Source organism: Nostoc sp. CHAB 5715, from assembly GCF_020829685.1.
In the GTDB taxonomy this organism is placed as follows: Bacteria; Cyanobacteriota; Cyanobacteriia; order Cyanobacteriales; family Nostocaceae; genus Nostoc.
Genome location: NZ_JAIVFR010000090.1, coordinates 1 through 11,858 on the forward strand (window position 1 = coordinate 1; position 11,858 = coordinate 11,858).

Genomic DNA, 11,858 nt, shown 5'->3' on the forward strand with positions numbered 1-11,858 from the left:
CGGCGAAGTACTTCCTTACATTATACCTGTATTCACTACCCGAAACGGCATCAGGTGTCGCTCCGGAAAGGGTAGTCGACAGCACCGAGTAGGAAGCCACTCCTCTGATATAAATGAAATCCATGTTCTCAACTGAGTATCCGGTGGGAACGGTATAATAGAAGTTTTCTCCGACAGCAAACTGCCTGTATTCATTCCTATAGAAATTGGCTCCGGGGCCGCCTGTGTTAACTTCTCTGCCGACGACATAACCAAGGGTACCGGAAGAAGTAGAAGTATTACACTCTCTGACTGTGATGGTTTGGCCTGCACTTGCGTATTGCATCATCCCCACGACCGTAAAGTTACCTGAATCAGGAACACCAAAGACAATATCAGCATCTACAAAGGATTCTTTAGCTAGTTGATGTCCTAACCGCATCCGATAGCTGTACAAACTCTCGTTGTGCATGACGCTATCAGGGCGGGCAAAGTAAATCATCTCAAAGATACACAATTTCCTCTGGGGCTTTTGACTCCAATGATAGGAAGCCAAACCTTCTTCAGTAATCCAAACTAATTCGCCTGGTTCTACGTCTCGCAGGTATTCGGCTCCAATGATGTCTAAACCACAAGTCTCGGAAGCCAAAACGTAACCAACTGGATTACCAGCCAAAGTGCCAATCACTAGAGGGCGAATGCCATTGGTGTCCCGGACACCCATAACGCCGTTAGGAGTGCCAATAACTAAACTAAAAGCTCCTTGGCAACGATGGAATGCCTGAATTGAACCTTCTAGCCAATCTGCGCCAGCGTTAATGGCTTCTGCGATCGCAAAAGCGATCATTTCTGAGTCTGTTGTCGTGATTAAGTTGCATTTTTTCTCAAGCAACTCTTGACGCAATTGTACGGTATTGACTAAATTACCATTGTGTGCTAAAGCTAATGAACCTAAGCGAGTTTCCAGTATTGCAGGTTGGGCATTAACTTTGCGGCTAGAACCTGTGGTGGAATAACGAGTGTGACCAACAGCAAGGTTACCAGGCAAATGATCCAAGATGGATTCATTGAAAACTTGAGACACCAAGCCCATATCTTTGTGGAGGTGTACTTGTGTACCCTCAAAGGTGGCAATACCGGCTGATTCTTGACCCCGATGCTGGAGGGCATACAATCCAAAGTAGGTCAGTTTAGCAACGTTTTCTCCTGGTGCGTAGATGCCAAAAACACCACAAGCTTCTTCTGGCTTGTCAGGCTGATTTTCATGACTATTGATTGGGTTGTTGGTCTGGTCGGGGTATTCATCCGAAGTGACAGAATGAATCGAAATCATGCTAACTTTGCTCCTGGTGGGGGGGTCAAGTCACTGGGATTATGTCTATAGATAGTTGCAGTTTTCTTAATAAATCTTTAACCATCTATTAAAACAGTACCGTACTTATGATCAGAGACGCTAATAAAAGAGTTAGGAGTTAGGAGTAGAGACGCGATTAATCGCGTCTGTTTTTATTCCTAACTCCTCACTTTCAACTCCTAACTTCTTTAGGGTTAGTGGTATGGATGGCAAGACGCCTAGCGATCGCGTGGGAATAACGATCGTTGATATCTTCGATCCTAACTTTGATTAAGGCTTGGTTATCAGTAGTGAAAACCCCCAAACCCGTCTCATAATTCCGAACCGTTCCCAGTTTTTGCCACTCTTGACCCAGATGTTCCTGTAAGTATGATTCCCAAATTTCTTGTTGTTCTGATGCTACAGATACTAAAATCCTGGCACTACCTTCGGCAAACAACACCTCATCCAACCGAGGCAGTGCGGTCTTGGGGTCTCCCCAAGTGGAGCAACTGCCGTGGTTTAACTGCGTTGGTGCTATTTCTAAATTGATTTCGGCACCAAGATTGCCAGAAATGCAACATTCTGCTAATGCGATCGCCAATCCCCCCTCAGCACAATCATGGGCTGAACGTACCCAACCATTACGAATTCCTTCACGGCAAACTTTCTGGACGCGGCGTTCCAAGTCAAAATCTACCCGTGGTGGTTTTCCGGCAACAGTACCGTGGATAGTGGCTAAATACTCCGATGCTCCCAAACTGATTTTGGATGCCACAGGCAATCCGAGAAGATAAATTATATCGCCGACTGCTTGCCAACCTTGACCACAAATTTTGGTGATATCGGGAATCAAGCCCACCATACCCACTACTGGGGTGGGATAAATAGGTTGTGGGATGCCTTGGGCATCAAGAGTTTCATTGTACAAAGAGACATTACCGCCTGTAACGGGTGTTGCCAATTCTCGACAACCTTCTGCCAAACCGCGACAAGCTTCTGCCAATTGCCAGTAACCAATCGGTTTTTCTGGAGAGCCAAAATTCAGGTTATCCGTCACCGCCAGAGGTTCTGCACCCACGCAGCTAAGATTGCGTGCAGCTTCTGCCACTACTGCCTTAGCTCCTTCGTAGGGGTCAAGATAAACATAACGAGGATTGCAATCTACCGTCGCCGCCACTCCTGATTTTAGATTTTGGATTTGGGATTTTAGATTGGAGATTTCTTCAAGGGGACGCAAACGGATAACAGCCGCATCTGCACCACCTGGTAATATTACAGTATTATTTTGTACTTGATGGTCATACTGACGATATACCCAGTTTTTAGATGCGATCGTGGGTGTATCGAGCAAAGTTAACAGAATATCATTCCAACTTTGCACGCCTTCTTGCAGTTCTATTCCAGCAGTTGTGCAAGGAGGTAAGGAATCAGGTTTCCATTCCCAAGCTTGACGTGCATATTCTGGCAGTTCTGTCAACAATTCGCGTTCATATAGTGGGGTATTCTCCGCCAAAGCCTCGGCGGGAATTTTTGCTGCTACTTCACCCTGAAAGAGAATCCGCACGATGGGTTCAGCGATGACAGTACCAGCGACAACGGCTTGAAGTCCCCAACGGTGAAAAATGTCGATTAATTCCTGCTCACGCCCTTTGTGGGCAACGAACAGCATTCGTTCTTGAGATTCCGAAAGCAGATATTCATAGGGAACCATCTCCGTTTCTCTGACAGGAATTTTATCTAAATCGAGTTCAATTCCCACACCGCCTTTTGCCGCCATCTCTGAGGTAGAACAGGTGATACCGGCTGCTCCCATATCTTGGGCGGCAACAACTGCACCTGTCTTAAACGCCTCCAGACAAGCTTCAATTAACGACTTTTCCAGAAATGGATCGCCCACTTGCACAGCAGGGCGATCGTCTATTGACTGATCGCTCAATTCTGCACTGGCAAAACTTGCGCCTCCCATGCCATCGCGCCCGGTAGTGGAACCAACATAAAGCACGGGGTTGCCTAAGCCAGATGCTCCAGATTTGACAATTTCTGGTGTTTCCATTAATCCTAGTGCCATAACGTTCACCAGGGGATTACCAGAATAAGCCGGGTCAAAGTAAACTTCGCCGCCAACAGTGGGTACTCCCACACAATTACCATAATGGGCAATTCCTGCCACTACACCTTGGAACAGCCTTTGAGTTTTGGCATCTTCTAAAGAACCGAAGCGCAGTGAGTTTAATAGAGCAATGGGACGCGCACCCATTGTAAAAATATCTCTGAGAATACCGCCTACTCCCGTTGCTGCACCTTGAAATGGTTCTACAGCTGATGGGTGGTTGTGGGATTCAATCTTAAAAGCTAGTTGGAGTCCGTCACCCAAATCTACAACACCAGCATTTTCACCAGGGCCCACGAGGATGCGGGGCCCCTCAGTGGGAAATTGTTTGAGTAGAGGTCGAGAATTTTTGTAACAGCAATGCTCTGACCACATCACCCCAAACATTCCCAGTTCAGCTTTGTTGGGATGACGCCCTAAGCGACGGACAATTTCTTCATATTCTTCTGGTTTAAGACCTTCAGCAGCGATTTCTTGCGGGGAAAAGAAAGCAGGAGATGTGGCGGTCATGGAAATAATGCACCAATTGTACAGAGCATTATTCTATCGATTTACTTACCTTGTAGGTGCAGTTATTGGATGGTTTATGGCTAAATGCTAAAGATTAACTAAATATATTTACTTAATAAATATTCGTAATACGTTTAAAGATAAACTGTATTAAATCCTGAAGTAGTGATAATTGTACTGAGTAGAAAGTAATAAAATTTTATTTTGTTGTAACGTGCATAGATAATTTCCAGGCTATAGAAATGGCTATCAGCCTGTCTAGACAAGCCATTATTCTGAACGCGATGCCTGCGGTGGTCACTGAGCGCAGCCGAAGTGCGGACTACGCCTACGCACTTCCATCAATGTGAGTATTTAAACCTAATTCAGAGGATTTTGATTATGCCTAGACTTACCGTTCCACCAAATTTCATTGGCACCACTGGTTCCGACACTTTAATAGGGGAACAGTTAAATGTATCCGTGGCAACTGGTATTGATATTTTAACTGGAGGTTTCATTTATACGCGCTCAGGAAAAGACACGATCGCTGGCATCGCTACAGGCGAAAACGACCTCGAAGGTAGCAGCAACGGCGGTAGTGGGACAGGCATCGCCAATAGTGGCAAATTGAATGCGGGCGATGGAGAAGACACGATCGCAGGTACTGGTCAGGGCGGTAACGGCGGCAAGGGCATCGAACTCGCTCCTGGAGGCGATGGTGGTAGTGCGATCGGCATCGCCAATAGTGGCAGTTTGAATACAGAGAACCGAAACGACGCGATCGCGGGTACAGGGAAGGGCGGCAACGGCGGCATCGGTGGCAACGGCGGCGATGGTGGTACTGGGACAGGCATCACCAATAGTAGTACTCTAAATGCAGGGGACGGAAACGACACAATCACTGGCACTGGTCAGGGCGGCAACGGTGGCAGGAGTAACGAAAGTCTGCTGATCCCTGGTGACGGTGGAGATGGAACTGGCATCACCAATACTGGCAGTCTGAATACAGGGGACAGAGAAGACACGATCACTGGCATCGGTACTGGCGGCAATGGCGGTAGTAGCGGAGGTGGAAATCCTGACGACGGGGGCGCCATAATCGGGGTCGGTGGAGCTGGGACAGGCATCACTAACAGTGGCAATTTTAATACAGGGGATAGAAAAGATAGGATCGTCGGTACAGGGAAGGGCGGCAATGGCGACTATATTTTTGGTAATCGCGGCTACGGCGGAACTGGGACAGGCATCAGTAACAGTGGCAATTTTAATACAGGGGACGGAGAAGACACGATCGCCAGTACTGGTACTGGTGGCAACGGCAGCAATGGCCGCAACGGTGGCGGCCCCGGTGGAGATGGCATCGGCATCGCTAACAGTGGCAAACTGGATACGGCAGACGGAGAAGACACGATCACCAGTACAGGGAAGGGCGGCAACGGCGGCTACGCTGGCAATGCGGGAGGTGGTGACGGCGGGACTGGGACAGGCATCGCCAACAGTGGCAGTTTGAATACAGGGAATGCAAAAGACACGATCGCTGGTATCGGTACTGGCGGCAACGGCGGCGCCGCCGTTGGCAGCGGTAGCGGTGGTACTGGGACAGGCATCAGCATCAGCAACAATGGCAGTCTGAATGCAGGAGACGGAGAAGACACGATCATCGGCATCGGTACTGGGGGCAACGACGGCAACGGCGGCGTCAGCAACGGCACTGGTAGTGGGATCGGCATCGCTAACAGTGGCAGTTTAAATGCAGGAGACGGAGAAGACACAATCACCGGTATCGGTACTACTGGCATCCCCAACTACATCATCTACTTCAACGTCATCAGCATTACTGGGACAGGCATTATTAACAGTGGCACTCTGAATGCAGGGAACGGAAAAGATGCGATCGCCGGTACCGGAACTGGCAGCAACGGCGACAATGATGGCAACGGTGGAGCGGGGACAGGTGGGACAGGCATCGCTAACAGTGGCACTTTAAATGCAGGGGACGGAGAAGACACAATCACTGGCATCGGTACTGGGGGTAACGGCGGTATTATCCGCAACGACGGCGGAACTGGGATCGGCATCATCAACAGTGGCAAACTGGATACGGGAAACGGAAAAGACACGATTATCGGGACTGGTACTGGTGGCATAGGCAACCTTACTGCCGACGGCATCGGCGACGCTGGTGCTGGAACCGGCATCCAGAACACTAAAGACGGCACTATCACTACAGGGTGGGGCAACGACACGATTACGGGTTATGGAAACAGTTCTGGAACAAACTCCACCGCCTATGGCATCGTCAACGATGGAATAATTGATACCGGCAAGGGTTGTGACAAGCTTACTGGACAGGCTACAGCAACAATTGGTGGTACTGCCTATGGCATTTATGGACAAGGAATTATCAAGACTGGCGATGGCAATGACGAAATTATCGCCACCAGTATCCTAGATGGAGTTCAACAAAAAGTCTCTATCGGTGGCGGCATCAACATTGCTCTGGGTGCTGGCGATGACTACTTCAAAGGGTTCGGTGCTGCAACTGTTGATGGCGGAGACGGTTTTGATACCCTCGATCTGAGAGCTTTCAATCGCTCCCAACTGCTGGTATCTGGTGTTATTTCTGGCAATACCCTTAAAAGTGCCAACATCACTTTCAACAACAATGAAAACCCCATTAGCTTCTCTACCACTGGCTTTGAGAAATTTATCTTTGCAGATAGCTCTTTCTCTTACAGCACTTTAGCAAACGGGGCATAGGTTTGTTAATTCCTCTATCTCGTGTTTTAACCTTTGGAGAAAGCTGAAGTATAAACCTAACCATTGTACTGAACCTAAGGGGCAAGAATCAATCATGAAAATGCACTATGGGGGACAGAGAATTATTCTATCGATTTACTTGCCTTGCAGATGCAGTTCTAGGAATGCAGATAATTCTTCTTGAATATTTCTTTTTGAACTACTTGAATCACCAAGTTGTAAGCTTGCTCTTGGGATAAGTTCAAACTGTAGCCGTTTAAAGTTATGAAGGTATCCATAACCGCAAATGCAGTGCGCTTATTGCCATCAATAAACGGATGGTTCATTGCTAAATGGTACAGGTATGCTGCTGCTTGCTCGTGAATTGTAGGATGGAGAAGTTCGCTGCCAAAAGTAGCTTGAGGTTGTGCCAATGCTGAATCTAGCAAACCTTCGTCTCTGACACCAGATGTTCCACCAAAGCTGTTTATCTCATCTTGGTGAATGTCTAGGACTTGAGAAATAGAAAGAAATCTAGGAGTCTGCAAGGCGACGGTAAACCTCCTGCCATTTCTGTTTAGAAGCTAAATAAGCCTGCCATACCTCTTCATCTGAGGCAATCTGATTTGAGGCAGTATTTTCTAACTTGTCTTCATTTTGTTCAATCTCGCGGAAAGATTGGGCAAAATCAGGAATATTTAATAATAGTTTCTCAGTTGCTTCGCTTTCTTCTGTTTTTTGTAGATAAGCAATAATTGCAACTGCTACTCGCAACTTCTCAGGAGAAAGTTGACGCAAACGGCTTTCGGCTTCTGATAAATAAGTGCTGTGCTTTTGTCCTGTTGCCATCGTTACCCCAAGCTAGGTTCGTTGCCAGTTATGAATCAGTTTTGTTGCTAACTCTAGCTTATCGCGCTATTGTGATTTACTCAATGAAGGCAACTGCAAAAACACTTAATTTCCTGCCAATTAAACTGAAGGTTGATAATTTGAGTAATTTTACTATTATCACAAATAAACGCTTGTTTGTAAAATTAAGATTAACTAAATGCAACATTATTGAAATAGTAAAATGAATTTTCCTATAATCTTTATTCTGGCTAGTCACAGTCCTAATCCATTGGAATGGAGTATTATTATTGCTATAGTCGGCGCAATTTCAGTTGGTTCGGGTATAGCTGCTACTGGGATTGTTTCTATTGCAAGTACAGTAATAACAATGCTTATAGCAGGAGCTAGTATAGAGGCGATATCAGCAGCAGTAGGAGCAATGCTTAATACAATTGGTGCAACCACCGCATCATTTGAATTAGTAGCTATGTTAGTGAATGGCGTTAAAAATATTTTGGGATGCTAATTCATTTATGTTGCAAAGCGTGATGCCTACGGCGGCAAGCTACGCATTTCTACTTTTGTGTAAATTTAAGCGCGATATTTAAAGATAAGTTAACTAAGTAAGATTGGTACAATTTTTAACGCTATAGTTTGCGGATATCTACTGGTACTCAGAGATTATTCGGGTATATGCAGTTTAGTTGTAACAATCATGTGACGAGAATCACACATATCTATGATTAGGATCGTCTCCCTGCCATCCCCAGCTAGGCATAATTAATGACAACTGAACTCTAGCCGAGTCATTAATAGGGAACACACTTAATAGCCGACAGCCTTAATCAAGGACTGTCGGTTTTTTATGTTTGGATGCCCAATGCCCAATGCCTAATGCCCAATGCCCAATGCCCATATCCATAAAATTTCCCCACAACTGGTTGGTAACTTGACAGAGGTTTTGCCACAGCCACTACCAAATGTGGGGAAGGTATGATCAAATTGGGTATCTTATGCCTATCGAGCGCTAATATATTACACTCACTCTAGTAGACCGGAAGTATACTCCTAAAACCAGCACACACTTTGTATTAAGACATCGCTTGAATGATGTAATCAAAGTAGGGTCCTGCTTCGGCAGCGTCTTCTGCACTCAGTAAGCTAAGGGAGGCTGTTTTGAGGGAATTGATCGCTTCTACCATTCCAGGCACGGGAACGCCCAATGAGTTGTACATTTCCCGCACACCAATCAAACCAATTTTTTCAATTGGCTCTTTGTCGCCGGCAAGCACACCATAAGTAATTAGACGCAAGTACCAGCCAAAATCACGGATACATAGCGAGCGTTGGCGTTCTCCGTAAGCATTACCTCCGGGGGAGATAAAGTCAGGACGCTTCTGCCAAAGTTGTTTAGTTGCTTCTTGAACTATCTTTTTTTCGTTTTCGGCTAAGGTAGCCGCAATCCGCGTCCGTTGTACGCCGGTTTCCAAAAAGTCTTTGATGTTTTGAAGTTCGCCACTGCTGGGATAACGCAGTTCGTCGTCGGCTTTGAGAATAACTTGGCTAATTACAGTCATGATTATTGAAATCACCTGAAATATTATCTGTTAGTTTAGCGAGTTGGAGGTACACAAGTGAAGGGATAGGAGCTACTTATGTATTGAATTTATCTGTTTGGGGAGTGGGGGAGATGAGGGAGCAGGGGGAGATGAGGGAGCAGGGGGAGATGAGGGAGATGAGGGAGAAGATTAATAACCAATGCTCAATGCCCAATGCCCAATGTTCAATGCCCAATGCCCAATAACAAATGACTAATGACTAAAATAATTTGGCAACAGGGTGAATTAATTGAAGTAACGATCGCTAACCTGAGTGATACAGGTGATGGTGTGGGACGCGCTGATGAGCGTGTTGTGTTTGTCCCAGATACTGTACCAGGCGATCGCGCCATTGTCCGCTTGGTACATGTTAAACCAAAATACGCCCACGGGAAGCTCCAGGAGCTATTGGAACCATCCCCCCACCGTATCCGACCTAGTTGTATTGTGGCGGATAAATGCGGTGGTTGCCAGTGGCAGCATATCAATTATGATTACCAGCTAGTAGCCAAGCAAAATCAAGTTATCCAAGCTTTGGAACGCATTGGCGGCTTTGTCCAACCACCGGTAGATCCGGTACTCGTCGCCTCTTCTGCTTTAGGCTACCGTAATAAATCTACATATCCTCTGGGTATATCGGCAACAGGACAGGTACAAGCTGGTTACTACCAAAAAGGTAGTCACCAATTAATTAACTTAAATCAATGTCCAGTCCAAGACTCCCGATTAAATCCCTTACTTGCCGAAGTTAAGCAGGATATCCAACAACGGGGTTGGCGAATCTATGACGAACAGCGCCACCTTGGACAAATTCGCCATCTTGGTTTACGCATTGGCCGATACACTGGAGAAATGTTGCTGACTTTGGTGGTGAAAGACTGGAATTTATCAGGAATTGAAACCCAAGCCCAGGAATGGTTAAAGCGTTATCCGCAGTTAGTAGGAGTGTCGCTCAACCGCAATAGCGATCGCACAAATGCTATCTTTGGATCAGAAACTCGTTGCATCGCTGGAGTCCCCCACCTGCGTGAAAATTTTGCTGGACTGGAATTTCAAGTGCGCCCAGATACATTTTTCCAAGTGTATACAGAAACAGCAGAGGCACTATTGCAGGTAATTCAATCAGAACTCAATCTTCAAGGGCATGAGTTGCTAGTTGATGCCTACTGTGGTATAGGGACTTTAACTTTACCCCTCGCTAAAAAAGTCCGGATTGCTACAGGATTAGAAGTGCAACCAGCAGCAGTAGAACAAGCTATTTTGAATGCCCACCGTAACGGAATTGATAATGTGACATTCCAAGTCGGGGCAGTAGAGAAATTGCTTACCAAAATGGGCATAATACCAGAAGTAGTAATACTCGATCCGCCACGTAAGGGTTGCGATCGCGCAGTCATCGACACTTTACGGCAATTGAAACCATCTCGGATAGTTTACGTCAGCTGTAAAGTAGCCACCCTCGCCCGCGACCTGAAATTGCTTTGTCAAGATGGGCAATATACTATCACACGGGTACAACCTGCTGATTTTTTTCCTCAAACTGCTCATGTTGAAGCTGCCGCCTTTCTTGTGCTATCACATTTGGACAAGGATAGTAATTCCTTTGCAAAAACTGAAATTTGAAATTTTTAGTCTAGTGCATACTAAAGATGCTAAAATTGAATTAAGGCAAAAATAAAAATTCATTTTGTTTAAATAAATTCAAGCTGCATAGGTTTTTAGAAATATGAATTGGATTGTGTAAATGACAAATCGGCAATTAACTAGAGTATGCTAATACTCTGTCAAATTAGTAGCATCTTTTTAAGTTGCTAAATCCATTATCAAAACTATTCCAGCCGTTATCTATCTAAACAATCCCAACTCATACTATAGAGCTAATGCTCCCTAGCATTTTCAAAATTTAGTTTTAAAGACGCAAGTTTGAAGGCAGCATGACCACCTCAATTTTATCAGGGTGCCTGTAATAGCAAACTGATGTCTAGCTAACTGAAAGCTATGGGGTTTCTCTTGTGATTACAATTTCACTCCGTCCAGTTGCACGTTATTAGGGCACTATTAGCTTTGCCTCAACCCTCTACCTTTGTCCAATATTAGATTTACTGTTGGCAGAAATCCCAGCAAAATTACAAGCAGAACTGCGGCTAGGACTTCAAGAAGCCCTAGTAAACGCAGCTAAACATGGCAATAATCTCGATCCCAGTAAAACAGTTGTAGTCCGTTTTTCCTTAATAGATAATCAATATTGGTGGATAATATCAGACCAGGGTAGCGGCTTTACTCCTTCATCTACTAATGAAGAAGAACCAACAGATTATCTCCCACCAGATGAGTCAGAAAGTGGTCGTGGTTTATGTCTTCTGCATCAAATCTTTGATCAGGTAGAGTGGAACCGCAAAGGCACAGAATTGAGACTTTGTAAACAAATGGAAAATCGTCCCCGTTTATCTCTGCGGCGATAAGAGGGGAGTGGGGAATGGTGAGTGGGGAGTGGGGAAAGTTATTGATTAGTTGTTTTTTACTAACTATTCCCTATTCCCTACTCCCTACTCCCTACTCTCCATTCCCCATTCCCTACTTCCCATGAGTTGGACAGGGAGGCGCAGAAATAGATCGATCTAACCAACCAATTGCTTGTTCTAATCTAGCTTGAGCTTCTAGTGGCTGATTCTTTAAAAGATACACAATAGCTGCTGCCACTTGTTCATTAGCGCGGGAATTGCGGTTAGACTTGAGGCGATGCCAATCGTTAGGGGAATAGTTAGTAAAAAAC

At 45.6% G+C, this 11,858-nt stretch carries 11 protein-coding genes; 5 read left to right on the top strand and 6 right to left on the bottom strand.

The window, feature by feature from the left end:
- Positions 1-1,312: amidophosphoribosyltransferase (locus LC574_RS07370; protein WP_229452424.1), on the bottom strand; the 1,312-nt coding region annotated here is incomplete at its 3' end.
- A 193-nt stretch (positions 1,313-1,505) separates the two neighbouring features.
- On the bottom strand, positions 1,506-3,935 hold the full coding sequence (gene purL / locus LC574_RS07375; RefSeq protein WP_229452425.1) for a phosphoribosylformylglycinamidine synthase subunit PurL: 2,430 nt from the start codon (positions 3,933-3,935) through the stop codon (positions 1,506-1,508).
- Between the two features lie 381 nt (positions 3,936-4,316).
- Between purL and LC574_RS07380 the strand changes: the two genes are divergently transcribed.
- A complete protein-coding gene (locus LC574_RS07380) occupies positions 4,317-6,677 on the top strand; it encodes a hypothetical protein (protein ID WP_229452426.1) in 2,361 nt (786 codons plus the stop codon).
- A gap of 158 nt (positions 6,678-6,835) precedes the next feature.
- On the opposite strand, the gene LC574_RS07385 is transcribed toward LC574_RS07380, so the two are convergent.
- Together LC574_RS07385 and LC574_RS07390 are read right to left on the bottom strand one after the other, a co-directional pair.
- A complete protein-coding gene (locus tag LC574_RS07385; protein ID WP_229452428.1) occupies positions 6,836-7,204 on the bottom strand; it encodes a type II toxin-antitoxin system death-on-curing family toxin in 369 nt (122 codons plus the stop codon).
- Positions 7,191-7,505, bottom strand: a complete 315-nt coding sequence (locus LC574_RS07390) for a hypothetical protein (RefSeq protein ID WP_229452429.1) — start codon at positions 7,503-7,505, stop codon at positions 7,191-7,193. The genes LC574_RS07385 and LC574_RS07390 overlap by 14 nt, the downstream gene beginning before the upstream one ends.
- Before the next feature lie 223 nt (positions 7,506-7,728).
- Between LC574_RS07390 and LC574_RS07395 the strand changes: the two genes are divergently transcribed.
- Positions 7,729-8,013, top strand: a complete 285-nt coding sequence (locus LC574_RS07395) for a hypothetical protein (protein WP_229452431.1) — start codon at positions 7,729-7,731, stop codon at positions 8,011-8,013.
- Positions 8,014-8,578: 565 nt separating this feature from the next.
- Here the strand turns inward: LC574_RS07395 and LC574_RS07400 are convergent.
- Complete coding sequence (locus LC574_RS07400) at positions 8,579-9,064, bottom strand: allophycocyanin subunit alpha-B (RefSeq protein ID WP_229452433.1); 486 nt, start codon at positions 9,062-9,064, stop codon at positions 8,579-8,581.
- Between the two features lie 5 nt (positions 9,065-9,069).
- Between LC574_RS07400 and LC574_RS07405 the strand changes: the two genes are divergently transcribed.
- The 3 genes from LC574_RS07405 to LC574_RS07415 all read left to right on the top strand — a co-directional run bounded on the left by LC574_RS07405 (position 9,070) and on the right by LC574_RS07415 (position 11,547).
- Positions 9,070-9,291 (top strand): hypothetical protein, encoded by a 222-nt coding sequence (locus LC574_RS07405; RefSeq protein ID WP_229452435.1) that lies wholly within the window; start codon positions 9,070-9,072, stop codon positions 9,289-9,291.
- A gap of 10 nt (positions 9,292-9,301) precedes the next feature.
- Positions 9,302-10,708: a 23S rRNA (uracil(1939)-C(5))-methyltransferase RlmD gene (gene rlmD, locus LC574_RS07410; protein ID WP_229452437.1), complete on the top strand. Its 1,407-nt coding sequence runs from the start codon at positions 9,302-9,304 to the stop codon at positions 10,706-10,708.
- A gap of 434 nt (positions 10,709-11,142) precedes the next feature.
- Positions 11,143-11,547, top strand: a complete 405-nt coding sequence (locus LC574_RS07415; RefSeq protein ID WP_229452441.1) for an anti-sigma regulatory factor — start codon at positions 11,143-11,145, stop codon at positions 11,545-11,547.
- A gap of 112 nt (positions 11,548-11,659) precedes the next feature.
- On the opposite strand, the gene LC574_RS07420 is transcribed toward LC574_RS07415, so the two are convergent.
- Positions 11,660-11,858 (bottom strand): DUF6439 family protein (locus LC574_RS07420; RefSeq protein WP_229452439.1); only part of this gene is annotated, 199 nt, incomplete at its 5' end.

Excerpts from the sequence above, each read along its gene's own strand:
- purL (WP_229452425.1), bottom strand. The coding sequence starts at position 3,935 with ATGACCGCCACATCTCCTGCTTTCTTTTCCCCGCAAGAAATCGCTGCT.
- LC574_RS07380 (WP_229452426.1), top strand. The coding sequence starts at position 4,317 with ATGCCTAGACTTACCGTTCCACCAAATTTCATTGGCACCACTGGTTCC.
- LC574_RS07390 (WP_229452429.1), bottom strand. The coding sequence starts at position 7,505 with ATGGCAACAGGACAAAAGCACAGCACTTATTTATCAGAAGCCGAAAGC.
- LC574_RS07395 (WP_229452431.1), top strand. The coding sequence starts at position 7,729 with ATGAATTTTCCTATAATCTTTATTCTGGCTAGTCACAGTCCTAATCCA.
- LC574_RS07400 (WP_229452433.1), bottom strand. The coding sequence starts at position 9,064 with ATGACTGTAATTAGCCAAGTTATTCTCAAAGCCGACGACGAACTGCGT.
- rlmD (WP_229452437.1), top strand. The coding sequence starts at position 9,302 with ATGACTAAAATAATTTGGCAACAGGGTGAATTAATTGAAGTAACGATC.